Source organism: Pseudomonas sp. DD1 (genome assembly GCF_044510355.1).
GTDB lineage: Bacteria > Pseudomonadota > Gammaproteobacteria > Pseudomonadales > Pseudomonadaceae > Aquipseudomonas > Aquipseudomonas shahriarae.
Genome location: NZ_MSAJ01000022.1, coordinates 496969 through 520514, shown reverse-complemented (window position 1 = coordinate 520514; position 23546 = coordinate 496969). Strand labels below are relative to the sequence as shown.

General features: G+C 50.4%; 25 protein-coding genes. 15 read left to right on the top strand and 10 right to left on the bottom strand.

Annotated features, from left to right (window positions below; translation table 11 throughout):
• Positions 1–197: 197 nt before the first annotated feature.
• The 9 genes from PSFL_RS15725 (at position 198) to PSFL_RS15685 (ending at position 9705) form a co-directional block, all read left to right on the top strand.
• The gene (locus tag PSFL_RS15725; RefSeq protein ID WP_397470249.1) at positions 198–1868 is read left to right on the top strand and encodes a TniQ family protein; all 1671 of its coding nucleotides are present in this window, start codon (positions 198–200) and stop codon (positions 1866–1868) included.
• A 402-nt stretch (positions 1869–2270) separates the two neighbouring features.
• Positions 2271–2663 (top strand): DUF6957 family protein, encoded by a 393-nt coding sequence (locus PSFL_RS15720; RefSeq protein ID WP_397470248.1) that lies wholly within the window; start codon positions 2271–2273, stop codon positions 2661–2663.
• A 665-nt stretch (positions 2664–3328) separates the two neighbouring features.
• Positions 3329–4462, top strand: a complete 1134-nt coding sequence (locus PSFL_RS15715; protein WP_397470247.1) for a nucleoid-associated protein — start codon at positions 3329–3331, stop codon at positions 4460–4462.
• A 3-nt stretch (positions 4463–4465) separates the two neighbouring features.
• Complete coding sequence (locus PSFL_RS15710; protein ID WP_397470246.1) at positions 4466–5728, top strand: hypothetical protein; 1263 nt, start codon at positions 4466–4468, stop codon at positions 5726–5728.
• A 316-nt stretch (positions 5729–6044) separates the two neighbouring features.
• Positions 6045–6377 carry a DUF2790 domain-containing protein gene (locus tag PSFL_RS15705; protein ID WP_397470245.1) on the top strand — a complete coding sequence of 111 codons (333 nt, stop codon included), beginning with the start codon at positions 6045–6047 and terminating at the stop codon, positions 6375–6377.
• A gap of 216 nt (positions 6378–6593) precedes the next feature.
• The gene (locus PSFL_RS15700; protein WP_397470244.1) at positions 6594–7919 is read left to right on the top strand and encodes an OprD family porin; all 1326 of its coding nucleotides are present in this window, start codon (positions 6594–6596) and stop codon (positions 7917–7919) included.
• Between the two features lie 292 nt (positions 7920–8211).
• Positions 8212–8487, top strand: a complete 276-nt coding sequence (locus PSFL_RS15695) for a metal/formaldehyde-sensitive transcriptional repressor (RefSeq protein ID WP_397470243.1) — start codon at positions 8212–8214, stop codon at positions 8485–8487.
• An 11-nt stretch (positions 8488–8498) separates the two neighbouring features.
• The gene (dmeF, locus tag PSFL_RS15690; protein WP_397470242.1) at positions 8499–9464 is read left to right on the top strand and encodes a CDF family Co(II)/Ni(II) efflux transporter DmeF; all 966 of its coding nucleotides are present in this window, start codon (positions 8499–8501) and stop codon (positions 9462–9464) included.
• A 43-nt stretch (positions 9465–9507) separates the two neighbouring features.
• Positions 9508–9705 carry a DUF1289 domain-containing protein gene (locus tag PSFL_RS15685; RefSeq protein ID WP_397470241.1) on the top strand — a complete coding sequence of 66 codons (198 nt, stop codon included), beginning with the start codon at positions 9508–9510 and terminating at the stop codon, positions 9703–9705.
• Between the two features lie 303 nt (positions 9706–10008).
• Here the strand turns inward: PSFL_RS15685 and PSFL_RS15680 are convergent, their stop codons facing one another.
• The 5 genes from PSFL_RS15680 to PSFL_RS15660 all read right to left on the bottom strand — a co-directional run bounded on the left by PSFL_RS15680 (position 10009) and on the right by PSFL_RS15660 (position 14255).
• Positions 10009–10476, bottom strand: coding sequence for a DUF411 domain-containing protein (locus PSFL_RS15680; RefSeq protein ID WP_397470240.1), 468 nt, complete (start codon positions 10474–10476; stop codon positions 10009–10011).
• A 162-nt stretch (positions 10477–10638) separates the two neighbouring features.
• On the bottom strand, positions 10639–11703 hold the full coding sequence (locus PSFL_RS15675) for a copper resistance protein B (protein ID WP_397470239.1): 1065 nt from the start codon (positions 11701–11703) through the stop codon (positions 10639–10641).
• Positions 11675–11920 (bottom strand): hypothetical protein, encoded by a 246-nt coding sequence (locus tag PSFL_RS15670; RefSeq protein WP_140915309.1) that lies wholly within the window; start codon positions 11918–11920, stop codon positions 11675–11677. Before PSFL_RS15670 ends, PSFL_RS15675 begins: the two co-directional genes overlap by 29 nt.
• 12 nt (positions 11921–11932) lie before the next feature.
• On the bottom strand, positions 11933–13870 hold the full coding sequence (locus PSFL_RS15665; RefSeq protein ID WP_397470238.1) for a copper resistance system multicopper oxidase: 1938 nt from the start codon (positions 13868–13870) through the stop codon (positions 11933–11935).
• Positions 13871–14048: 178 nt separating this feature from the next.
• Entirely contained in the window at positions 14049–14255 is a 207-nt protein-coding gene (locus PSFL_RS15660; RefSeq protein ID WP_397470237.1) for a co-regulatory protein PtrA N-terminal domain-containing protein, read from the bottom strand.
• Positions 14256–14640: 385 nt separating this feature from the next.
• Here PSFL_RS15660 and flgB point away from each other — a divergent pair, with 385 nt between their 5' ends.
• Entirely contained in the window at positions 14641–15054 is a 414-nt protein-coding gene (gene flgB, locus PSFL_RS15655) for a flagellar basal body rod protein FlgB (protein WP_397470236.1), read from the top strand.
• Positions 15055–15084: 30 nt separating this feature from the next.
• Here the strand turns inward: flgB and PSFL_RS15650 are convergent, their stop codons facing one another.
• From PSFL_RS15650 to PSFL_RS15630, 5 genes are all read right to left on the bottom strand, one after another.
• A complete protein-coding gene (locus tag PSFL_RS15650; RefSeq protein ID WP_034116564.1) occupies positions 15085–15285 on the bottom strand; it encodes a heavy-metal-associated domain-containing protein in 201 nt (66 codons plus the stop codon).
• Between the two features lie 111 nt (positions 15286–15396).
• A complete protein-coding gene (locus PSFL_RS15645) occupies positions 15397–17754 on the bottom strand; it encodes a heavy metal translocating P-type ATPase (RefSeq protein WP_397470235.1) in 2358 nt (785 codons plus the stop codon).
• Positions 17755–17756: 2 nt separating this feature from the next.
• Positions 17757–18002: a DUF2933 domain-containing protein gene (locus PSFL_RS15640; protein ID WP_085057430.1), complete on the bottom strand. Its 246-nt coding sequence runs from the start codon at positions 18000–18002 to the stop codon at positions 17757–17759.
• A gap of 94 nt (positions 18003–18096) precedes the next feature.
• Positions 18097–18633 (bottom strand): plastocyanin/azurin family copper-binding protein, encoded by a 537-nt coding sequence (locus PSFL_RS15635; RefSeq protein ID WP_054896109.1) that lies wholly within the window; start codon positions 18631–18633, stop codon positions 18097–18099.
• Positions 18634–18799: 166 nt separating this feature from the next.
• Entirely contained in the window at positions 18800–19153 is a 354-nt protein-coding gene (locus tag PSFL_RS15630; RefSeq protein WP_397470234.1) for a co-regulatory protein PtrA N-terminal domain-containing protein, read from the bottom strand.
• A 204-nt stretch (positions 19154–19357) separates the two neighbouring features.
• Here PSFL_RS15630 and PSFL_RS15625 point away from each other — a divergent pair, with 204 nt between their 5' ends.
• From PSFL_RS15625 to PSFL_RS15605, 5 genes are all read left to right on the top strand, one after another.
• Positions 19358–20053 carry a heavy metal response regulator transcription factor gene (locus PSFL_RS15625; protein ID WP_103299503.1) on the top strand — a complete coding sequence of 232 codons (696 nt, stop codon included), beginning with the start codon at positions 19358–19360 and terminating at the stop codon, positions 20051–20053.
• Positions 20050–21438, top strand: a complete 1389-nt coding sequence (gene copS, locus PSFL_RS15620; RefSeq protein ID WP_397470233.1) for a copper resistance membrane spanning protein CopS — start codon at positions 20050–20052, stop codon at positions 21436–21438. The genes PSFL_RS15625 and copS overlap by 4 nt, the downstream gene beginning before the upstream one ends.
• Before the next feature lie 359 nt (positions 21439–21797).
• The gene (gene copC, locus PSFL_RS15615; protein ID WP_017341635.1) at positions 21798–22181 is read left to right on the top strand and encodes a copper homeostasis periplasmic binding protein CopC; all 384 of its coding nucleotides are present in this window, start codon (positions 21798–21800) and stop codon (positions 22179–22181) included.
• Between the two features lie 3 nt (positions 22182–22184).
• Positions 22185–23123 (top strand): copper homeostasis membrane protein CopD, encoded by a 939-nt coding sequence (copD, locus tag PSFL_RS15610; RefSeq protein ID WP_397470232.1) that lies wholly within the window; start codon positions 22185–22187, stop codon positions 23121–23123.
• A gap of 74 nt (positions 23124–23197) precedes the next feature.
• On the top strand, positions 23198–23539 hold the full coding sequence (locus PSFL_RS15605) for a hypothetical protein (RefSeq protein ID WP_397470231.1): 342 nt from the start codon (positions 23198–23200) through the stop codon (positions 23537–23539).
• Positions 23540–23546 lie beyond the last annotated feature (7 nt).

The following is a 23546-nucleotide window of genomic DNA, read 5'->3' as shown; positions in this document are numbered from 1 at the left end:
ATTTATATGTGTGGTGTATCGCATTTTGACTATGGCGTAAAAACTGCCGCTTTCTAATAAAATAGTTGGTGGCTGTTCGCTACTGTATGGCGTTCATTTTAAAAAATCCTTACCCGGGTACACGGTGATATGTGATAAAAGAACACCATCCACAGGACTCGCGTCCTGCCAGAACCCACGCTAGAAGTCGGCTACTCATGTCCAGTATTCTGTTTTTCCCAATGTCTATGCCAGACGAGACACTATTATCTCGTATTACGAGATACCATTTTTTGTCCGGAAACAAAACCGAGGCAGAAACCTTTCGTGATCTTTTTGGCGTTGCGCCATTCCAACTATCTATCATACCAAAGCAATTAGAAAACCTTGCTTCTCGATTGCCGGGAGTTAAAGAAAGCAACTTGGCTGAGTTGCTTGAGATTAACACTACGTTCCCAGCCTACAAACCTTTTATAGGATTATCAAAAGAACCCTCTAAGGAATTTGACAAGGTTTTATCTGATGTCGCTCGAGTGCCTAGGAGAGAAGGTACGAGGAATAGCAGAGCTAAAATTTGCTTGGCCTGTGTTCAGGCCGACCTCATAGAGTGTGGCTACGCATATTGGCACCGAGCTCATCATGTACCGGGCGTTACAGCGTGCTGGCGACACGGTGAAGAACTTCTTCAATCTTGCCCTAATTGCTCTCACCCTTTCTATCGTAAAAACCGATTGTTACCGGGGTTGACCGATGATTGTGCTTGCGGGTGGAACGCTGTTAAACCTGCGAACCGCTTACTCGCCTCAAATGAAGAGCGCGAGTTTGCAGTTTTTGTAAATGATATTCTGCAACGCAATCTGCCATCGATAGATTATACGGTTTTGGCTGCCTGTTATCGGCGTCAAGCAAAGAAGCGAGGGTTTGTTCATGGGAACCTAATTGGCACAGCTAAATTATTTAGCAGTATTCGTGATAAGTTCAGCGATGAAATTATTTCGAAAGTTGATTTGGCATACGCAGCTGGAATTCGAAGTCAATGGATTAGGCTGTCGACAACAAGAGGTCAAATTGATATGCCGTTGGCAAGGCATCTTTTAATATCTCTTCATCTTTTTGGTAGTGCAGAAAAGTTTGAAAAATGCTTGGCAGAAGAGTCTCTACTTACTAGCTCGGCAAACCCGACGGTCCGTCTTAAAGAGAAAACTTTTCCAGAACATAAGAAAAAGGCTTATCGAGAAAAAATCTCAATGCTACTTGAAGTTAAACCAGGCATTGGTATGGACTATCTTTGGGTAAGTGCTTATCAAGTAACCCGTTGGCTCAACGAAAACGATAAGGACTGGTTGTTGAGTGAAATTACAGGGAACGTAAAGCAGAAGAGTAGTGTCGAGCCGGTGGTGAACGATGAGGACGAAAAATACGCAACCATTCTTATAGAGGGCGTTGAGAACTTGTACCGCATCACCCAAAAACAGGTTCGAGCAAATATCAGTAACATGCTTGCACTTTTGCCGCGAAAAGTAAGTAGGGAGCGTGCGACGCGTAAGTCTTTCCCGTTGTTGTCAGCTCAACTTGAACTTCATCTTGAGTCTCTTTGGCATTTTAGGTTACGGAGATTTATATGGACGATGTCGGAGATCGCGAGGCTTAAGTTACCTCCAAACAGCTCCAGTTTGAGATTGTTGACAACAGTGCCTCATGTGGCCTGCCAGGCTCTCATAAATCACTTCGAGTGGAATTTAGACGGCATGGTTAAGGACGGCATTAAGGTTGAGGTTATGCTTAGAAATACCGGCGTCTCGCGGCAATGGGAAGGGCCACCAGGTTATGATATTCCCATGGGTGGCAATGCATACATGGAGATGATTGCGTCCAATTCAAAGCTCTAGTAGATATTTTTATGGGAATCGCAAAGCTGCTCTGGATCCGATGATTTCTGAGTCATATTGCTGTGCAATGGATGTCACTATTTATTTCGACGCCAATTGCATATCGATGGGGCATTGGATATGTACCGATAACAGCGACTTCGGCAAATAAGGGATTTATGGCGCAGACGCCGATATCGCTCGCATACCGCGTGCACCGGCGTCTATTTTCACGTCGGACTCAAGCATGAGCAATGGCATAAATCAGACCATAGCGAAAACGCTAACCGTTAGCTTTTGAGCAGATGAGCCAGATTTTTGCGTACTGTTCATCGGGGTTTAGGCCCGGCGATTTACGGGCAGCTATGCTGACCAGTGTGATTAATCATTCGACTCGATTTCTGAAGTGGGTCGGAGGGACGAATGAACCTGGCGGGCCTAGCAGAACTGCTTTCTGGTGGTGAAAAAATACCTGGATGTGAGCTTCCTCACTCAGCCGCCGTGGCTCTGGTCGGATTTTATTTCCCTGGACGCCCCTATTGCCTAGTCGCTGACTGGATAGTGGTTGATTTAGCGGTCTCCCCCCGTCAGTTAAAGGTCGTTGTTAGAGGAGGAGTCACTCCTACACTGGTCAACGCTTTATTTGTTCTCCACGATAGCAACGGACGTTTCCGTCGCGGCCATTGGGTAAGAACCTCGTTGGGAGTTTCCTTCACCCAAGATTGCTTGTTCGAGACAAAAAATACCGTTTATGTGTTGATGGGACCCGGCCGAAGGGTACGAACGGACCTAGATGTCGCTTTGAGCCTGTACTGAGAGTCACGGATGCGTAATGTGGTATTCATCGACGTTCAATGTTTTGGGCGCCGTCCCACTCAACCATCGCGGTACTGTCTCGGTGCTGACTGAGACATGGCGTTCGCAACAATCGTCCCCAGAACCAGGCCTATAGCGGAGTGGCGACACATGACCATTACCCGGATTATTGTTCAGACAGTCGAGTTCTTGCGTGACCTGTCTCGAGATCAAACCCTCCAAAAATCTGTTCGTCAGTAGGTAAAAGGCCTCCTGCGCATTACCCAGAACCACGAGTAATCTTTGGGATAGGTTCCTTCGAAGAGTTGTTTCAAACGAAGGATCTGATCGATCCAGCGGGGGTGGTCCCGCTCTTCAGTTGTGAACTAGCACTGACGGATAAGGTTGGAAAAACTTTTTCAGACTGAGTCTATGTTAGAGACTATGGTCTGTGACAAGCCCAGATGATGCTGTCCGCGCTTCGACGCTCAGACCCTCGTGCTGATGAACGGCATAGATTATGATGCTGTATGTATATACAGTTATTGGGTTCGTGCGGCCTTACTGATCACTAGGTGTTGGAGCCCTTCGGTGATATCTGATATCGAGATAAGCCCTGAAGTTTGCTGGGTAAGGTGCTATTTTCAGTGATTCCATATTGATACTATCGGAACGGAATTCGACCTATGATTACGCTGAAAACCGCCATTATTCACAGCTTCAAGAAGCTGGCCAAGACCAGCTTTATCTCCGAGGTGGTCAAGAAGGATGTTGCGCTCGATACTGAAAATCCCGCGTTGCATTTTCTGGTCAATGGTATCCACGGCCTCATCGGCAAAGAAGGCAACAGCGTGGTCTACGGCCAGTTTGCCAATGATGACCGTCAGGGACCGTTTCCAGAGCGCTTCACCGCGTTCGTAGAAGTACAAGATGATGAAGCGCGATTTATCGACTTGACCCACTTGGCAATGGACCAGCTGGTGGAGCAAGCCGGTAATCAAGTCTTATCGACCGGTGGACACATCCTTTGCGCTCAGTACACCGCAGGTGCAACCGACTTTTTCTTGGTCGCCAGCATGAAGGAACGCGGCGGTATACAGCTGGACGAAAACTATGTGCCCAAGGAAATTCAAGAGGTCGATCTCAACAAGGTTCAGCAGGCCGCCAGGATCAATTTAGCGAGCTTCGTGGCCATAAAGGCTATGGCTGCTGCGGCCGCTGCTGCGCCTGAGCAGAATGAGGATGACGCGGAGGATGAAGTGGATTCAACTTACCTGTGCTTCATCAGCCGGGGCCGTGATAGTCAGGCATCCGATTATTTCATCACTGCACTGGGATGCGCGAAAGGAGTAGCTTCCGGACGCGCTACCAAAAATGCCATTGATAACGTTGCACGGTTTTTTCGCGACAACAAAACGTTAAAAGGCTTTGGTTACAAGGCCAAAGAGGCGGTGATCAAGTATCTGGAGGAGCAGTTGGCCGCAGGCAAGTCTGCGCGCTTGGACGCTATCTGCCACGTCGCTGTCGCACACGTACCCGCTGGCTTAGTGGATGAAATTGTTGGGCTGAAAGACTATTTGAATAGCGAGAAACATAAGGTGCCAGACGACTTTACGGTCAATGCGAAATCGCTGAAAGAGAAGACCCGTATCAAGGGGGACGCGGCTAACTGGTCGTTGCAATTCGAGCGTGGAGCGTTAGGTAAGGATCCGGCCGCAGACGTTTATTATGATGAGGGACGGAAAAAGTTGACCCTGTCCAATCTGACTGCCGAACTGGTTGGTGTGATCGAGAAAGAATTGCTGGCGAGGGTCGGTTAAAAAATGTTTTCCAATGTGGTAGCTCTCTACCGCGCCTTCGGAGCGCCCCTCATTGAGGACGGGGTCATCCGCTATGAGGGGAGGCCAACGCCCGACATTATCGGTGCGTTACGAAAGTGTGATGGCCTGCCCGCAGCCTATGGCAAGTTCGAGCATTGCTCTGAAGAAGCAGATTCTCTCGATATTGAGTTTCGCTTGCCATCGAACGAGTCGGGCCGGTTCTACACTAACTTAGACGAGTTTGTCGCTCGCAATGGCTCACTGGGTAAGGGCCAATTCCCGAGCAACGTATACATTGTTGAGCTCTGTTGGGCAGATAGTGATGACATCGAACCTCCGACGATTAAGGCGCTCAGGCGCGTCTGCCGGCTGATCGAGCTGCTTGCACTGCTAGCGATCGGTGTCGACAAAGACAGCAGCCAAGATGGTTTTAATCTGTTCTTTGCCTTGCCTCCTGATGGGGCTAAGCCGCCGAGAACTTTTTTGTTGCCTACTCAGGTTGACGTCAAGGTTCTTGACTATGAGCTCAACCACCTGAGCTTGTTGGAAGAGATACTCAATCGAAAAAACGAAAATAAGGCACACCTCTCCGAACGAAAGTTAATGATTCGGATGGCGGTGGCTAGCGTCATCGAGAAGTTTGAGAGCGAGCCGAATCTGTTCTTGGTGATCGTGCGGGAGTGGCGGGAGGTCCTCGCCACATACCGCGCGAATCTGCAAACCTACGTATATAGCTTCTCGTTTGAGCGCGCCCGGCGCGAGGTGGCCCAAGCTGAAATCGACTATGGCACCAAGCTTAGCGGGGTGCTGGGCGACATCGCTGGCAAGATGCTCGCCCTGCCGATATCGCTAGCGGGTTTGGTCGTGCTGGAGAAAACAACCTCACGATTCGAAGGTTTTATCCTTGTCCTTGGGCTGGCAGTGGTTTCTGTGGTTCTGCTTGCGATCCTTCACAATCAAATGCTGCAAACGGAGCGCCTGCTGCACAGCTTCAATGTCATCTTCGATGATTTTAAGGACAAGATAAAAACCTATCCTCCGAAACTTCAGGGTCTGCTCAGGATCACCATCGACCAAGTCGACAAGCAAGGCCGAACTCTCACCAGGACCTTTCGGTTGCTGAAGGGGTTGTCCCTGCTTCCAATCGTCGGGGCTTTGGTGCTAGCCGCGATAAAATACTGGGACGATTTCGTATGGCTGTTAAAGACCATCCTAGCGATGGTGTTTTCGGTGCTCAACGTAGCCCCTAATATTCTCAGCCCATGAGGCTTTTTTAACACGTTCTTCGTCTCATCTTACTGTGCTCAAACGACTCATCCATCTGGAGCAGTCCAAGCAGCTGTCCATGATATAGAGGAGATGTATTTTTAATAAAAAGCTTGGGTACTTCATGAGGAACTCGAGTTGGTCTCTAATGCTTATCTGACGTATTCAACCTACTCTGCCAATAAGTTAAATTTCTAATAGTCGAGCTCACGTGTGCTGTGGAACACCTTACGCATATGTAATATTCGCGGCAGCTTTCTGAAAGGCATCACTGGTTATCCTCTAGTCAGAAGTAAGTGAACACTAGGAGAAAATCATGAAATCACTAAAAGTTTTTTTTGCCGTTTCCATCTTGACCATGTCTTCTTTGGCCATGGCTGAAGGAGGTGGTGACCGCGTTTATGGTCGAATGATGCAAGAGAACCAGAAGGCGATGGAGCAGTACGCCTTAGAAAACGGAAAGACGACACCTGAAGTTGTTCATTATGAATATGGAATGAACCTCGATGTCCAAAAGGTAATCAGTACCACTCAAGCCAATAAAACCTGTGGCGTAGCCCCTTCGCGCATGACCTATGAAGATTCGGCGGGCAAGCTCAACACCCTGGAATACAAGGTTATGGGTACTAACTGCCCTCACGGAAGCTAGTTAGCGTTGGCCCTAACTGCGCCAGGTTGTTCGGTATGTTTTGAGGCTGCTTACTGTTCGCTGACATAGACGTAATTTTCAGGTCACGCTGGAGTTATCTATTGTATGGAATTATGTCTGCCGGCACGTAGGATAAATCCTTACGTGCTGGTGGCTTTTTATAATTATAAAAAATTTCATAAAGAAACTCTGCCAAGCTAAAGCCTGGAGTGTTAAATGAACAATAAAAACATTTATGGTCTTTCTCTCATTGCCCTTAGCATGAGCATGGGGCAAGTTGCAGTGGCTGTTGAGCAAAGACCTGAAGGATTCATTGAGGGGAGCACCTTTAGTATTCTCAATCGGAATTTCTATCTCAATCGTGATTATCGAAAGGGCCAGTCAAGCCCCACGGGCAATGGTTACTCAGCCGAATGGGCTCATGGCATCATTGGCCGATTCGAATCAGGCTTTACTCAAGGTACCGTAGGCTTCGGCATTGATGCGTTTGCAATGGAAGGCCTCAAGCTCGATTCAGGTGATGGTCGCTCGGGAGCTCGTAGCTCAGTCGATGTCTTGCCGCACAATAGCAAAGGCCAACCTGAAGACTCCTACTCAAAAGTAGGAGGGGCCGCAAAAGTGCGTTTCCTGGATACAGTCGTCAAGGTAGGGGACGTATTTCCATCGACGCCTGTCGTGGCCTTTGGGGATTCCCGACTCCTCCCTGAGAGTTTTCGTGGTGCAACGTTTACCAATACCAGCATCAAAGACCTGACCCTTCAGGGTGGTCGGCTGCATGCGATGAGCCAACCCAATTCCAGTGGCATGCGTGACGGCTTTTCGACTTTCTACGCCGGTGCGGTAGATGCTCCGTGGATCGCTTATCTAGGGGGCGATTACACAGTCAATGAGCACGTAGGTGTGAGTCTTTACACCAGCCAATTCAAGGATGTGTGGAACCAGTATTACGCAGGCACCACATTGAGCTATCCGCTCTCAGACAGCGTATCGCTAATCGGTGGCTTTAATTACTACCGAGCGGTTGATGAGGGTAAAAAACTTCTGGGAAGCTTCGATAACAACATCTGGAGCGGCAAGACCGGGGTCAAATTCGGAGCGCACGCCGTGACCGTTGGGTACCAGCGCAATAATGGTAACGACGACTTTGACTACCTTCGCCAATCCGACTCAATTTTCTTGGATAACTCTATTCAGTACAGCGATTTCAACTCACCGAAAGAGCAATCCTTGCAGCTGCGCTACGATCTAGATATGCAGGCCTTCGGCATCCCCGGTCTCAGCTTCATGACCCGCTACGCTAAGGGTTGGGATGCGGATTATTCCAACGCGAACAGCGTGTACATGCGTCGTGGAGCGGATGGCGCCCCATTGCAGAATCAAAAGCGTTGGGAGCGAGACATCGAGGCTAAGTACGTCATCCAGTCAGGTTCTCTGAAGGACATGTCTTTACGTGTTCGCCAGGCAACGACACGAGCCACGGATTTCGAATCTGATTTGGACGAGGTCCGACTGATTGTCGAGTATCCACTGCAAATGCTTTAACGGACGCTAGCCGTAGGCATCAAGCGTCCGATTGCCAGATACACCCCGTCTCTTTTTTCTCCTTTGGTTTTGGAGACGGCTTAGGCGCCCTAGTGGCGCCTTTTTTTATGGATATTGACATAACTATCGGTATATCCCGGCCGTCATTCCAGTGCTGATGCTGCCCCTCATGAGCTCCCGCACAATCGATTGCGTAGACAGGTTCTGCACGAGCAGGTGTATTTCCGCCCTGGGTTGTATGGCTAGGTGGAACGTGTGATTATACTTCAACTATAGGTAGGGGGGGTATGGTATGGGGCATATGAGATCGAGCAAAGACAATCTTCTTAAGCGCGTAAAGCGGATCGCTGGGCAAATCCAGGCGATTGAGCGAGCAGTCGACTCTGATGATGACTGCTCGAAAACCTTGCTTTTAGTCGCTTCGACTCGTGGCGCGATCAATGGGCTTATGGATGAAATCATCGAAGACCACGCTCGTGAACACGTCGCGAACCCGACACTCAGCAACGAAGAAAGAGCGAAAGGCGTCGATGAGCTTCTCGAAGCCATTCGCCGCTATTCCAAATAGGATTTGCCCAGATGAGTAATTCGTACACCGACTATTCCCACGACCATATGTTCCTGGGGAAATCACATGAAGAAAACGCCAAGCGAACCTTGTGGGTAGTGGCTCTGACCGTCGCAATGATGGTTGCTGAAATCACCGCTGGTTATCTCACTGGCTCAATGGCGTTGCTTGCCGATGGATTTCATATGGCAACACACGCTGGAGCACTTGGCATAGCCGCAGCTGCTTACGGTTACGCAAAAAGACATGCTTCAAGTGCTCGCTACAGTTTTGGAACAGGCAAGGTTGGAGACTTGGGCGGCTTCGCATCTGCTCTGATTTTGGGACTGGTCTCTTTGGGAATTGCCGGAGAGTCGCTATTTCGTCTTTTTCAACCGACTCAAGTGCAATTCGGGACAGCGACTCTCATCGCAATTGTCGGATTAGCAGTGAATGTGGTGAGCGCGCTTTTGCTGTCTGGCGGTCATAATCATCACCATGGGCATGACCACGGCCAAGATGAATCTCACCATGCGCATGGTCATGACAATAATCTGCGCTCTGCTTATATTCACGTCATTGCAGATGCACTGACTTCGGTTCTGGCCATCGCAGCACTGCTTGCTGGTCGATACCTTGGTTGGGTATGGCTCGACCCTGCAATGGGGATTGTGGGTGCAGTTGTCATCGCACGCTGGGCTTGGTCGTTGATGCGGGTGACTGCGGGTGTATTGCTAGACCAGACAGATGATCATGTCGCTGAAGAGATTCGTGAACTGGTTGAGCGACAGGGAGATGCTTCGATCATTGATCTTCATGTCTGGCAGGTGGGGCCGCAAGCCCGAGCCGCTATTGTGAGTGTTCTAGGCAGCCCAGCAGTGAATGCAGAAAACATACGAGAACGGCTTGCGACAGTTCATGAGATCACTCATCTGACAGTTGAGTACCGCACGAAGCCAGGCGCTGATTCACCCGATCAGGTCGCCGTTCAGGCTTAGCAATGAACCCGTAGTCCGCATAAGTTCGCCGAGGAATTGACCAATGGCCAAGGACATCGAGAATCCGTGTATTTCTGTTTGCCAGTTGAACAGCGAACTGTGCGTCAGCTGCGGTCGCACCAAGGAAGACATCAGAAAATGGAAACGAATGAAGCGTCCAGAAAAAATGGCCGCTGTACAACGCGCGACCCTGCGTCTGAAAAGCCTGCAAAAAAAGAACTCTCAAACCACTGTAATTTAACTTCTCTACTCTTTCAGCCGAGACAGATGTCCAGATTCGGGAAGGAAAGCTGAGTGGCAACGCCACCCGAACTTAGCACTATCGCGGTCAGATGCGCAGTGCTTGTCAGCATACGGATCATGGCCTCATCTCAAATTGTTATTGAGGACAGCGGTACGGGGTTATCCGATTCGGCGCAGGCGCGCCTCTACAGCTTGTTGCTGATCGTCCTTTGCGAATTGTTTGAGAATGAAATCGACATAGCATGTCCCGCTGCATGGCCATGAGCGGGGACCATGCTGTGGCGGAATGGATGAGGTGGGATTAGTTTGCGGGGTATTCAGCAATGACCTGATCTACGCCGGCTTTGGTCAGGCCGATTATCTGGTAGGTCTCATGTACTCCGTCGACTTCCATTCCTGGAGAACCTGCTGGCATTCCAGGAGCAGCGATCCCGAGAAGGTCGTCACGCTTACTCATCGCAATTATTTGCTCAGCTGGCACGTGGCCTTCAACAAACTTCCCGTTGATCATCGCAGTGTGACAAGACGAGAGTCGTGGAGCGACACCTAGATCTTGTTTGACAGCACTCATGTTGGTTTCTACATGATCAATGACGGTGAAGCCATTGGCCTCAAGATGCTGAATCCATTTTTTGCAGCATCCACAGTTTGCATCTCGATGCACATCGATGGTCAGGGCCTGCGCCGCTTGAGCCGTTGAGCCGATGAACAGCGCAGCGAATGTTGCAATACGCAGAAATCGACTTGAAAGTCGGAAGCTACCTGTCATGAATATTTCCTTTTCCCTTGGAGACGGCGAGATGTTCTACGAAGCAATAGAACCCCACTCAAGCGTTCATGCCGCTGCAAAGGTTACATTGAAGGATCTACTTTAGAGTCGGGGAGCCAACTCCCCGATCATTTGAATTCGTAGGGCTAGTGCTCAAATCGCTCAGAACCACATCCGAATACCAGCTACAAACCGGGCCTCGTTTGTCTTTTCCCCTTCATCGCTGGCCAGGTCAGCCGTCTTACCATATGAGCGATTCCAGCTAACACCAATGTAGGGTGCGAATTGACGAGTAATTTCGTAGCGCAACCGCAGGCCTAGTTCGGTGTTGGCCAATCCAGATCCTATGCCGCGCTGAGGATCATTTTTCCCGTACAAGTTTACTTCGGCGGTCGGCTGCAAGATCAGGCGATTGGTCAACAGGATGTCGTAATCGCCTTCAAACCGAGCTGCGGTTTGACCGTTCTCACCAATATAAGCAGTCGCTTCAGCTTCAAAGTTATAGAGGGCCATGCCCTGAATACCGAGCGCTCCCCATGTTTGAGGTGACCCAGGTTTGAAGTCTTGTCGAATGCCGGTGACGACATCCCACCAAGGACCGATGGCGTGTCCCCACAGAGCCTGAAGTTCAGCGTTCTCGGTTACGCCATTGGTACGTTCGCCTTCCGAACGCAACCATAGGCGATCGACGTCACCGCCGATCCACCCTTTTGCATCCCAAGCCAGCGCACTACCGTTGTCAGCGTCTTGGTACTCAAATTTATCCAGGAGGATGAACGAGTTAATTTTTTTATCGTGCACACCATGGCCTGGTAAGTCTGGAAAAGCGGCGGCCCGGTCAGCGTCGGTAAGTACGGGGATCGGGGTTCGGCTTGTGGTAGTCGCCCCTCCATCCATGCTTTCCATACCGTCCATTTGCCCGTTATCCATGCTCATCTTGCTGTGATCCATAGCCCCCATCTTGCTATGGTCCATGGCTCCCATTGAGCCGTGGTCCATCTTGGAGTGATCCATCGCGGCATCTTTCGCTTTGGCTGGTTTGGATTTTTGTGCAGTTGAAGACTTTGCGTCCGCACTTGATGGCATCGCCATCGACGGATCCATCTCTTCAGCGGCTTGAGCCATGAAAAAGAATGCTGGACCGGTAGAGACTGCAAGTGCCATCAGCGTTGGGCGTAAAAACTTACTGGTCATGATCTCAATCTGCCTTTTTGGTTTTTTGGTCATGATCCATCGACTCATGGCTCATCTGGCTATGGTCCATTGACCCGTGATCTAGCTTCGGATCGTTTGCCGTTGCTGGCTTGTCCGTTGCTGTAGCAGGAACAGTGGTTGAATGGTCGCTGCCATTTTCCTCTGCCAGCACCGTGGACGAGAGTCCACTCAGCAGGACAGCAGCAAAGAGGCAACCCACGAGGGAATTACGATTTAGGTATGTGCTCACAGATCGTCTCCTTTACTCATCTACCCGTACTTCACGGAACATGCCCATTTCCATATGGAAAAGCAGGTGACAGTGATATGCCCAACGGCCTAAGGCATCAGCGGTGACTCGATAGCTGCGTTTGGTACCTGGTGGCATATCGATCGTATGCTTGCGCACCATGAACTTGCCGTTCTCATCCTCGAGGTCACTCCACATGCCGTGAAGGTGGATGGGGTGGGTCATCATGGTGTCGTTCACCAAGGTGATGCGCAGACGCTCGCCATACTTCAGGCGCAGCGGTTCGGCGTCAGAGAATTTGATGCCGTTGAACGACCACGAGAACTTCTCCATGTGACCGGTCAAATGAAGCTCGATGGTACGATTTGGCTCGCGGCCGTCAGGGTCTTGGAAAGTGCTTTTCAAGTCGGAGTAAGTGAGCACTCGACGACCATTGTTCCGCAAGCCTATGCCCGGATCGTTCAGCTTTGGCGTTGGACTCATGGCTTGCATGTCAACCAAGGGATTGTTGGTTTCAGAGGCTGGGTGAGTCTGCATTTCTCCACCCATACCGCTCATGCCAGCCATCCCTGACATATCACCACTGCCCATTCCTGCCATCTTGCTGTGGTCCATGCCAGCCATGTTGGACATGTCGCCTTTGCCCATGCCAGCCATCTTGCTGTGATCCATACCAGCCATGTTAGTCATGTCACCGCTGTCCATGCCGGTCATCCCGGTCATCCCGGTCATGTCACCTTGGTTCATCCCTGCCATCTTGCTGTGATCCATGCCGGCCATGTCGCCACCGCCCATTCCAGCCGAGCTGCCATGGTCCATACCAGCCATACCGCCCATCCCCATGTCATCCATAGTTACTATAGGACGTGGGTCAATTGCAGGTATCGGTGCCTTTAGGCCTTCACGCACTGCAAGTGTTCCGCTAGCGTAACCTGTACGATCCATAGACTGGGCGAAGATGGTGTAAGCCTCTTCACTGGCAGGCTCTACGATCACGTCATACGTTTCAGCTACGGCGATGCGGAATTCGTCAACGCTCACTGGATTGACGTGTTGGCCGTCGGCGGCCACAACGGTCATTTTCAAACCAGGAATGCGGACGTCGAAATAGCTCATCGCCGAGCCGTTGATAAAGCGTAGTCGTAGCTTCTCACCCGGCTTGAAAATACCGGTCCAGTTACCGTTGGGCGCCTGGCCATTCATGAGATAGGTGTAAGTATCTGCGCTGACGTCTCCAAGGTCGGTTGGGCTCATGTTCATTTCAGCCCACATCTTCCTGTCAGCTACTGTTGCTGACCAACCTTGCTTACTGACATCGTCGATGAAATCACCAACGGTGCGTTTATGGTGGTTGTAGTAGCCCGACTGTTTCTTAAGCTTGGCCATGACGCGACTAGGATCTTCATCGGTCCAGTCAGTCAACATCACCACGTAGTCGCGGTTGTATTGAAAAGGTTCAGGCTCTTTCGAGTCGATAACGATTGGCCCGTAAACCCCTGCCTGCTCCTGTAAGCCCGAGTGGCTGTGGTACCAGTACGTACCATTCTGATGAACCTTGAACTTGTACTCGTACATGCCGTCGGGTGCGATGCCATGGAAACTCAAGCCAGGTACACCGTCCATATTGGCCGGCAGAATGATCCCGTGCCAATGGATTGAGGTGTCTTGGTCCAAGCGGTTTTTTACACGCAGGGTGACTGTCTCTCCTTCGCGCCAACGCAGCAAAGGCCCTGGCAATGATCCATTGATGGTCATGGCTGTTCGCGGCGAGCCGGTAATGTTTACAGGGGTTTCACCAATAAACAGATCAAATTCATTGCCAGTGAGTACGCTCGGCAGACCTGGACTTGTCACCGCCCATACAGGAGTGCGCCAAAGGCCAAAGCCGCCGAGAATGCCACCAGCGGCCAAGCCTTTTACGAATGTCCGTCTAGAGGTTTTGGAATGCATGCCGTTTATTTCCAATCAGTCAAAAGGGAAGCCGTGCGAAACAACCGATCATGAGTTGCCCGGATCAGCTTTGCCCACCGTCACAAAAGACAAACTCTTACGGCAAGCGAGCTCAGAAATTGCCACATTTAAACCACCGCAGTGATTACATTTCTGTCAGCTTGGAGGGCCCAGCTATTTAGCAATTTTTGTGATCCATCGCCTTGGCTTTGCTTTCAGCGACGGGAGGTTGGGCATTTTGCGTTTGAGCTACTCGGTACGATTCCATCGAATTATTCCTGGCCACTTCCATGCGTGCGAAAGTCCGGTCACCACCGCCTTCAGCCATAGCCAAAGAAGAGACGGTCAGAGCCGCGATGAAGAACAAGGTTTTGATAGGGTTCATTTGGGGGGCCTCGGATGATTATTGGTAACCCCTGAATCCACATCAATCGTTGACTCTTGGGGGGTGAGCTTGAGGCTCAATAGGACTATAAGACTCATCCCCTGTCAGGAAGCTTAGGCCAATATTACAGTTGTGTCAGGTTGCGATATTTCTCTTGAGATACAGGGTGATTAGTCCGTAAGGTCTAAGCTATCCAACGACACATAACCGCCATCCACCATCTAAAATTTACCTGTGCGGTGTTGTAAGTTTCCGGTCACTGCACGATGGCGTGGCGTTTTTGAGGTTTCGCTGAAATCATACATCGGCTCGGACGCACTACGTTAAGCACTTGAGTGTTCGATAGGTGGGAATTAAATGGCAGCGTAACTAAAGGTGGCCACCGGTGAGTATTAATTTTGAAAAAGCGCTTGGCTCCGCAGAAAGAGCATTACTTTTTCGCAGCCAACGAGCTGAGGTACTTAGCAATAATATCGCTAATGCCGACACTCCTAACTTTAAGGCCAGAGACTTGGACTTTTCTGCTGTACTGGCTAGCCAAACAGAGGGAGGTTTGGCTACTCCGTTCTCTTTAAAAACAACAAACCCGAAACATATTGCCGTAAACGAATTAGCAAGTGATATTCACAGCGGTGCTTTGCTTTACAGTACGCCGAACCAACCTTCCATTGATCAAAATACTGTGGATCAACAGGTCGAGGTCGCAAAGTATACGGAAAATGAAATTCATTTCGAAAACGCCTTTACTAGATTAAATGGAGCATTTAAGGGGCTACTTAAAGCTCTGCGAGGTGAATAATAAACTTTACCCAGCGAGGGAATCAGCGCCTCAGGCGCTGATTTGGGAAGGGAACCCGAGTGCTTCGACAGTTTTACGGACCTGCTCTGGGTTTTCGCTACTTTCGACGCTCACTTTACCGGCAGCGCGATCTACGGAAACCGTAGCCTCGCTGTCCAGTGACTGGATCGCTTTGGTGATTTTGCTGACGCAGCTACCGCAACCAATGCCTGATACGTTTAAGACGAACATGGTTATTCCTCTTGTGCTGGGCGGTCTCTTTTCACCGCAACAACAGCATCAACGTTGACACCACGGTAAGGTCAAGAGTTATATATTGCGGGCTGCGAGCATCGGTTACTCTCAATCTATTCGGGTATTCCTCAATCTCAAAGCATTGAAAACTACAGATGCAGAACTGACGCTCATGGCTAACGCAGCGATCATTGGCGACAGAAGGTGTCCCGTCAGTGGATAGAGCAGGCCTGCGGCGAGGGGAATACCCATTGAGTTGTAAAGGAAGGCGAAACCTAAGTTTTGCCGCATGTTTTTTACCGTTGCAACCGAAAGTGCCCGTGCCCGTAAAATCCCCATCAGGTCGCCTTTTACCAGCGTGAGCTGCGCGCTATTCATCGCGACGTCAGTCCCTGTCCCCATGGCAATGCCCACATCAGCTCGCGCCAAGGCCGGTGCGTCGTTGATACCGTCGCCGGCCATGGCAACCTTTCGACCGTATTGCTGGAGGTCGGCTACCAGACGCTCCTTGTCCTGAGGTTTCACTTCACCATGAACCTCTTCAATACCCATCTCCCTGGCGACAGCACGTGCGGTGGTGATCCCGTCTCCGGTGGCCATGATGATTTTTACGTTATCAGCCTTAAGCTTGGTGACTGCTTCTTTAGAGGTTGGTTTTATCGGGTCTGAGACCGCCAGTAACCCCGCCAAGACCCCGTCAACTGCTAGATAGATGATGCTGATGCCTTCAAGGCGCAACAACTCTGCACGGTCTTGTAAGACCTTAGTGCTCACGCCGGCAGCTTCCATAAGTGCAGTGTTGCCCAGCTGTACTTTCTTGCCACCAACGAGGCCACTGACTCCAATCCCTGATCCGGACTCAAACGATTCAGGCTTGGTGAGCGCAACATTTTCAGTTCGGGCGTGATCGACGATGGCATGAGCCAAAGGATGTTCGCTGCCTTGATCAAGGCTAGCGGCCAGTTGAAGCACATCGTGTGGGTTGAAATCTGGTGTGGCCTCCACACTGTGAAATACCGGCCGTCCCTCTGTCAGGGTCCCCGTTTTATCGACAATCAGTGTGTCGATCTTGCAGAGATTTTCGATGGCACTGGCATCCCTGAACAGCACACCCATACTGGCGGCTTTACCCGTCGAAACCATGATCGACATGGGCGTTGCCAGACCCAGTGCACAGGGGCAAGCGATGATAAGTACGGCGACAGCGTTGATCAGGCCGAAGACCCAGCTGGGTTCAGGGCCGAACAGTCCCCAGCCTAAGAGGGTCAGCAACGCAATCGCGATAACCGCTATCACAAAGTAGCCTGCGATTGAGTCGGCCATTCGTTGCATGGGCGCTTTGGAGCGTTGGGCTAGTGCGACCATTTGTACTATCTGCGACAGCATAGTGTCAGCGCCGACCTTTCGCGCCTCCATCACCAAGCTTCCATGAGTATTAAGCGTGGCACCGATCAGACTATCCCCTGCACTTTTCATGACCGGCACAGGTTCACCAGTGAGCATGGATTCATCCACCGCACTTTCTCCCTCGAGTACAGAGCCATCAACTGGCACTTTTTCACCAGGTCTGACCCGCAAATGGTCTCCCAAGTGAACATGGGTAAGAGGAATGTCTTCCTCCTGACCATCAGCGTTGATCTTGCGTGCAGTTTTGGGAGACAGGCCTAGAAGGGACTTAATGGCGGCGGAGGTTTGTGACCGTGCTTTGAGCTCAAGAATTTGCCCAAGCAAGGTGAGCGAGATGATGACCGCAGCGGCTTCGAAGTAGACGCCGATGCGTCCATCTTGCATGAAGGTGGTGGGAAAACTTTGGGGAAATAGGGTTGCCGCGACGCTGTAAAGATAGGCTGCGGCAGTACCTAAACCAATCAGAGTCCACATGTTTGGACTGCGATTTCTAACAGATGCTATGCCTCTTACAAAAAAGGGCCAACCTGCCCATAAGGTGACCGGAGTGGCAAGAGCGAACTCGATCCAGTTTTGAACCGAACCATGGAAGAGTTGTAATGAGTGACCCGCCATGGCTAGAAGGGCCACCATTACGGTTAAAGGCAGCGACCACCAAAAGCGGCGGGTGAAATCCAGGAGCTCGGTTTTGTCATCGTCATCAAGCGCGGGCATGACCGGCTCTAATGTCATGCCACATTTAGGGCAATTGCCGGGCCCTGGCTGTCTTATTTCCGGGTGCATAGGACAGGTAAACTCAGTGGCTACCTGTAGCGCGGGCTCTATAGCGGCGCTGCTGGGTTCAGCGCTGGGATGATTACCAATGTAGCGTTCTGGATCTGCCCGAAATTTCTCTTGGCATTTCTGGCTACAAAATTGATACGTCTGTCCTTGGTAAGACTCGCCAAATTTACTTGGAGGTGTAACCGCCATACCGCACACCGGGTCACGTAGATCACCGTCATGGGGCGAGGCAGCGGGGGCGGGACCGTGATCGTGGTGGCTCGGTGTAGTGGGCATAGCTATTTCTCTTCCTCGTTGGTTCCTGCCTGATCGCCATGGGCATGTCCGCCATGTCCATGCCCAAAAAAATGCATCAATGGACAGATCAACAGGATGAGATAGGGCAAATACGGATAAACGTGGGTGAAATGTTCCCGCACCCCGTAAAAGGCACCGATCGCAACGAGCATGATCAGTACAACGCCTGTTTTGCGCCTCCAAAATGGTGGGGAGGTGCTTCCAGCCGGATGCTGATGGTTATCCATGATCTAGACCCAGTGTGTGAGCGTGTTGCTCTGATCTCTGCCTCAGAGCATAGCGAACTCTTGCGTCGACGCGGTTTTTGCGGTCGGTTCAGGCTTACTTCAAGTCAAATTGACCGACCATCCCCGACTGGTAATGACCTGGCACGTTGCAGGCAAATTGGAGTCCAGTTGTGTTGTTGAAGGTCCAGATCAACTCCTTGGTTGCCCCTGGCTCGATCAGCACGCTATTCGGGTCGTTGTGTTCCATTCCAACCATCTTCATGCCTCCCATGCTATGGCCCATGTTGCCCGACATTTTTCCAGTTCCGGTGGGTGTAAGCGTTCCATTCTGGAACATGCTCGCCATTTCTTTTTGGTGCGCCGCGTGAGCAGCGGCTTGGCCGATATTGAATTCGTGCAGCAGTGCGCCCTTATTGCGAAGGACAAAACGAATAGTCTCACCAGGTTTCACGTCGATGTTTTTAGGCATGAAGAAAATATCACCCATCTCCACCTCTACCGTACGGGTAACCGCAGAGGCGACGCCAGGCTGACCGATATCCTCTTTCCCATGACCTACGCTGGCCATCGCCGTAGCGCCGAGGAGTAGGGTGATTGCCGCAATAACTGGGGTAATGAGCTTAGTTTTCATGGTGACCTCGAGAGCAAGTGGAAAACACTAGCTATGCTAAAGGGATAGAGCTGCCCGTTAACTGACTTGAATACTACATTTCTGTCAGTTTTCCTGAGAAAACACGGCGCCCAGATGACGCCGTGTCTAGCGGGGCGGTTCAAAGAGCCCCGTGGGAGTTATTCGGTTACTGATGGTTCTCAGAAAGCATCAGTTTGTGCTCGCGCTGCATTTGGTTCAAAACGTCATCAACCATGGCGTCGTGTTTTTCCATCCAGGCGAGATGTTCCTGAGGTGACATTGATGCTTTTGGATGATCTAGATGAAGCTGGTCCATGATCTCGCCCAGTATTTTCATATGCTCGGCCATGTGAACATGGCGTTGCCCTTCAGGAGCTTTTTCAGCTTGTACCAAGGTCGCTTCGGCTTTGTCGCGCAGACTTTCCATGCGCTCCAGAATCCGATCTGCACCACCTTCAGCCAACGCAGACGCAGAGATGAGCATCGAACTAACAAAGAATAGGACTTTTAAACGGTTCATGAAGCAGCTTCTTTTGATTTGTTTTCTGGCTCCTCTAGGTTTCATGCTGAAGAGTCGGTCGAGCACCAAGAAGTACTCATGCTCGAACCCTAGACAGCACTTGCTGATATCTACCTGAAGCCAATATTACTTTTCTGTCAGTTGCTGGTTGGCAGAGGTATTTCATTGCAGACTCAGCCTCACAATTATTCGAGAGCCATCCTCATGAGACTTCTGGTTGCGGAAGACGAACCCAAAATAGGTATTTATTTGCAGCAAGGACTCACTGAGGCGGGGTTCAATGTTGATCGCTTCACCAATGGCCAAGACGCGCTTCAGCACGCATTGAGCGAGGCGTATGACCTGCTGATTCTCGATGTGATGATGCCTGGGCTGGATGGCTGGGAAGTACTTCAGAAAGTGAGAGCATCCGGAAAAAATGTACCTGTGCTTTTCCTCACGGCGCGAGACCGCGTTGAGGATCGAGTAAAAGGACTTGAGCTGGGCGCAGACGATTACCTGATCAAACCCTTCGCATTTTCTGAACTGCTGGCTCGCGTCAGAACGCTGCTGCGTAGAGGCACCACTGCACCCTCCCAAACCCATATGAAATTGGCTGATCTGGAGGTGGACCTCCTCAAGCGCAGGGTTATCCGCGCAGGCAAACGTATAGATCTAACGGCCAAAGAGTTTGCGTTGCTCGAATTGCTGCTCCGTCGTCGAGGTGAGGTTCTGCCCAAGTCGCTTATTGCTTCCCAGGTCTGGGACATGAACTTTGACAGCGATACTAACGTCATCGAGGTTGCTGTCAGGAGGCTCAGAGCAAAGATTGATGATGATTTTGAGGTCAAGCTTATCCACACCTCTCGAGGCATGGGGTACATGCTGGATGCGCCGGATTCGGGGACGGGGTCGGAATGAAGCGAATGTCCCTGACTACGCGCATGAGCCTGATGTTCATGCTAGCTGTAACGGCTGTGCTCACCGTCGCTGGACTCAGTTTTAACAACCTCAGCCGGCATCATTTCAAGATGCTGGATCAGCAGGCGCTGAACGAAAAGCTTCACTCGACGCAAAGAATTTTGACTGGGTTGAACAGCATTGATCAGTTCAGTGATGTTAAGCCTGAGCTGGAGGCACTGCTTGGTGCTCATCGTGATTTGACAGCTCTTATCATCGATGGTGACGGTAAGCTCCTGTTTGCTGACCCAGGTCCGATCGTAGTTCCTGAAGACTACCGAACGGTCACAAACAGCAATGTCTGGGAGTGGCGAGACCAGGAGCAGATATTTCGAGGCGTGACGGCGCAAGCCATTGTGACGGGGCAGGACAAGCCATTGACAGTGATGTTGATCTTTGATGTTACTCAACATATGGCCTTCTTCGAGACGCTTGAACGATGGTTTTGGATAGGACTGGTGATAAGCGCGCTGGTCAGTGCTGCACTGGGCTGGATGGTAGCGCGTAGTGGACTACGACCTATTCGCCTAGTCACTCAGGTAGCAGCTTCAATGTCAGCTAAATCGCTCAAAGAGCGTATTCCATTAGGTCCCGTTCCCCAAGAGCTCCAGCAGATGGTGCTCTCGTTCAACGCAATGTTATCTAGACTGGACGATGCGTTTGTTCGTTTATCGAACTTCTCTGCGGACATTGCTCACGAATTACGGACACCCGTTAGCAATTTGATGACTCACACTGAAGTGGTTTTATCTAGAAAAAGAAATATTGAGGACTACGAGGACAATCTGTACTCAAATCTTGATGACTTGAAACGTATGGGACGTATGATTGATGACATGCTTTTTCTAGCGAAATCAGATAACGGTCTAATTACACATGAAAACAAACCGATAGACCTGGTAGCAGTAGTAGAGAAATTACTCGAGTACTACCGTTTGCTGGCTGATGAGCGAGGGATCGACCTCAAGGTCACAGGCAGGGGCAGCGTCCGAGGTGACGTACTCATGCTCGACAGGGCCATCTCTAATTTGCTCTCAAATGCGCTCCGGTACACCCCCGAAGGAAAGTGTATTACTGTCGATATCCGGCAGAAAGGAACTTCAATATCAGTCTCTGTGGAGAACCCGGGAGAGCCCATCGCGTCCGAGCATCTTGAAAAGCTGTTTGATCGATTTTATCGCGTGGACCCAGCTCGCAGAGAAGGAAGTCCAAGTAATGCAGGGCTAGGTTTATCGATTACTCGATCAATCATTGAAGCGCATGACGGAAAAATATGGTGTACGTCGTTAAACGGAAAAACAGCCTTTCATATTGAACTCCCATGTGCTGATGCAAGAAAGGTCTAAGACACCTTGTTCATATGTATGCAGGCAACATGTGGTTAGCTCAATAGGATCGTTTTTGGATGAAAGAAAACTCTTGGAGCGTTCCAAAGAGAGTCGCGTATTTGGCGCCGTATCCGGGCAGATCAGTGCCAAAAACCCGCCCAAAGCTGACTGAAATGTAATCGAACAGTTTGCGTTCATGTGGCATCGTGTACTCGCACTGTGACGTTGGAAATCTTGTGATTTCTCCCTGTCCAGCCGGCCTTAGAACACGGAATCTGCTAGGTATTCGCCAGTGGTTTTAACGAGCGTCAAAAAGTAAAAAACTAGATATTCCCTAAAAACCTAGAACCAACAGCTTTTGCTGTGAGGAGTCTTGCATGTCATTCCTTAAAACTACCACCGTAGCTGTTGCTCTGACTGCGGGTTTGCTTCTGAGTGCAGTTGCTCAGGCACATCCAAAGCTGCTTTCTTCTACTCCAGCAGAAGGGTCGGATGTTGCTGCTCCTGCGAAAATTGAACTGCAATTTTCTGAGAATCTAACGACTCAGTTTTCCGGTGCTAAGCTGATCATGACCGATATGCCTGGCATGCCTAACTCCCCAATGGGCGTTAAAGCAGCTGTTGCAGGCGGTGGAGATCCTAAGACGATGGTTATTACGCCTGCATCGCCATTGACCACAGGTACTTATAAAGTTGAGTGGCGTGCCGTCTCATCTGACACTCATCCCATCACCGGCAATTTTTCTTTCAAAGTGAAATGATTCATGAGCGACTCAATAAATATAGCTGTTCGCTTTGCTCTATATTTTGATCTGATGCTGTTATTTGGACTGGCAATATTTGGTCTTTATAGCCTGAGGGGAAAAGAGAGAGTATCGGGAGCGGTTTTAAATTTTGAGTCGCTTCTTTACAGTACATCTGTTTTAGGTGTAGCTCTGTCTCTAGCAGCCATGTTGTTGCTTGCGAAAGCTATGAGTGGTGTGTCGGGCTTCATGGAGCTACATCACCATATTTTTCAAATGGTTCTCATGGGAACTGACGTCGGTTTGACCTGGATGGTCCGGATAGTGGCGTTGCTGACGGCTGTTGTCGGCGTAGCTCTGAGTAAGCGCTTTCCGACACTCAGTCTTTGGATTGTCACTGCATGTGGCGCCATTGCGCTAGCGACGCTGGCATGGACAGGGCATGGTGCGATGGACGAAGGGAGCCGTCGTTACTGGCATTTTACTAGCGACATCTTCCATCTCTTGGCCGCAGGCGGTTGGTTGGGTGCGTTGGCAGCATTTGCACTGCTGCTGCGTTTAAAATCGCTGAAAGGTGATCAGGAAGTACGAGTTCTTGCTCGGGTACTGACAGGGTTTGAATCGGCCGGCGCGGTGATTGTAGTGATCATCAGTATAACGGGCGTGGTGAATTATCTATTTATCGTAGGACCGAGCCTCGATGAGGTGATGCTCAGCACTTATGGCCAGTTACTATTTTTGAAAATCCTGCTATTTGCAGGGATGATCGTATTAGCCACGCTTAACCGTTTTCATCTAAGCCCCTTATTGGAGCGATCAGTTCGCAATGGCGAATACGCTGTCGCGGTGAATGCCTTGCGCCGTAGCATGAAACTTGAGTTTTCAATGGCGGTCATCATTATCTGTCTTGTCGCATGGTTAGGTACTTTAAGCCCTGTCATGGAAATGAGCGCAGCATAGACGTTGGTAACAGCCAATACAGGAGTCTTAAGGGTGAATTGTAAGGGCCATTTGCACCGTCTACACTTTAGCCCATGAAACACTATGTGCGGTTTTGCCTGATTTTCCTAATTAGCTTGGCGCTTCCCCTTAGCGGGATGGCGGGTGTTCAGGCATCGACTGAACCATGCCCGATGAAAACCATGGGTATAGCGATGATGGATGGTATGGGTCAAGACTGCTGCCACGACATGAAAAGTACCACTGAGCATGGCAAACCTTGTAAGTCGGGCCAGGAATGCAAAACGGGCGGCATGCTGCAAGTCTCGATCATCAAGCCTCCTATTACCTTGTCCAGTCCAATCGTTCCGCCCTTCTCCAGCCATTTCCCACTCGTACAAACCCTTTCTGGGTTATGGCGACCGCCCCGTACTTGATTCCTGT

What these genes read in the sequence shown, in the direction of transcription:
- PSFL_RS15725 (WP_397470249.1), top strand. Translation starts at nt 198, where the DNA reads ATGTCCAGTATTCTGTTTTTCCCAATGTCTATGCCAGACGAGACACTA.
- PSFL_RS15720 (WP_397470248.1), top strand. Translation starts at nt 2,271, where the DNA reads ATGAACCTGGCGGGCCTAGCAGAACTGCTTTCTGGTGGTGAAAAAATA.
- PSFL_RS15715 (WP_397470247.1), top strand. Translation starts at nt 3,329, where the DNA reads ATGATTACGCTGAAAACCGCCATTATTCACAGCTTCAAGAAGCTGGCC.
- PSFL_RS15710 (WP_397470246.1), top strand. Translation starts at nt 4,466, where the DNA reads ATGTTTTCCAATGTGGTAGCTCTCTACCGCGCCTTCGGAGCGCCCCTC.
- PSFL_RS15705 (WP_397470245.1), top strand. Translation starts at nt 6,045, where the DNA reads ATGAAATCACTAAAAGTTTTTTTTGCCGTTTCCATCTTGACCATGTCT.
- PSFL_RS15700 (WP_397470244.1), top strand. Translation starts at nt 6,594, where the DNA reads ATGAACAATAAAAACATTTATGGTCTTTCTCTCATTGCCCTTAGCATG.
- PSFL_RS15695 (WP_397470243.1), top strand. Translation starts at nt 8,212, where the DNA reads ATGGGGCATATGAGATCGAGCAAAGACAATCTTCTTAAGCGCGTAAAG.
- dmeF (WP_397470242.1), top strand. Translation starts at nt 8,499, where the DNA reads ATGAGTAATTCGTACACCGACTATTCCCACGACCATATGTTCCTGGGG.
- PSFL_RS15685 (WP_397470241.1), top strand. Translation starts at nt 9,508, where the DNA reads ATGGCCAAGGACATCGAGAATCCGTGTATTTCTGTTTGCCAGTTGAAC.
- PSFL_RS15680 (WP_397470240.1), bottom strand. Translation starts at nt 10,476, where the DNA reads ATGACAGGTAGCTTCCGACTTTCAAGTCGATTTCTGCGTATTGCAACA.
- PSFL_RS15675 (WP_397470239.1), bottom strand. Translation starts at nt 11,703, where the DNA reads ATGACCAAAAAACCAAAAAGGCAGATTGAGATCATGACCAGTAAGTTT.
- PSFL_RS15665 (WP_397470238.1), bottom strand. Translation starts at nt 13,870, where the DNA reads ATGCATTCCAAAACCTCTAGACGGACATTCGTAAAAGGCTTGGCCGCT.
- PSFL_RS15660 (WP_397470237.1), bottom strand. Translation starts at nt 14,255, where the DNA reads ATGAACCCTATCAAAACCTTGTTCTTCATCGCGGCTCTGACCGTCTCT.
- PSFL_RS15650 (WP_034116564.1), bottom strand. Translation starts at nt 15,285, where the DNA reads ATGTTCGTCTTAAACGTATCAGGCATTGGTTGCGGTAGCTGCGTCAGC.
- PSFL_RS15645 (WP_397470235.1), bottom strand. Translation starts at nt 17,754, where the DNA reads ATGCCCACTACACCGAGCCACCACGATCACGGTCCCGCCCCCGCTGCC.
- PSFL_RS15640 (WP_085057430.1), bottom strand. Translation starts at nt 18,002, where the DNA reads ATGGATAACCATCAGCATCCGGCTGGAAGCACCTCCCCACCATTTTGG.
- PSFL_RS15635 (WP_054896109.1), bottom strand. Translation starts at nt 18,633, where the DNA reads ATGAAAACTAAGCTCATTACCCCAGTTATTGCGGCAATCACCCTACTC.
- PSFL_RS15630 (WP_397470234.1), bottom strand. Translation starts at nt 19,153, where the DNA reads ATGAACCGTTTAAAAGTCCTATTCTTTGTTAGTTCGATGCTCATCTCT.
- PSFL_RS15625 (WP_103299503.1), top strand. Translation starts at nt 19,358, where the DNA reads ATGAGACTTCTGGTTGCGGAAGACGAACCCAAAATAGGTATTTATTTG.
- copS (WP_397470233.1), top strand. Translation starts at nt 20,050, where the DNA reads ATGAAGCGAATGTCCCTGACTACGCGCATGAGCCTGATGTTCATGCTA.
- copC (WP_017341635.1), top strand. Translation starts at nt 21,798, where the DNA reads ATGTCATTCCTTAAAACTACCACCGTAGCTGTTGCTCTGACTGCGGGT.
- copD (WP_397470232.1), top strand. Translation starts at nt 22,185, where the DNA reads ATGAGCGACTCAATAAATATAGCTGTTCGCTTTGCTCTATATTTTGAT.
- PSFL_RS15605 (WP_397470231.1), top strand. Translation starts at nt 23,198, where the DNA reads ATGAAACACTATGTGCGGTTTTGCCTGATTTTCCTAATTAGCTTGGCG.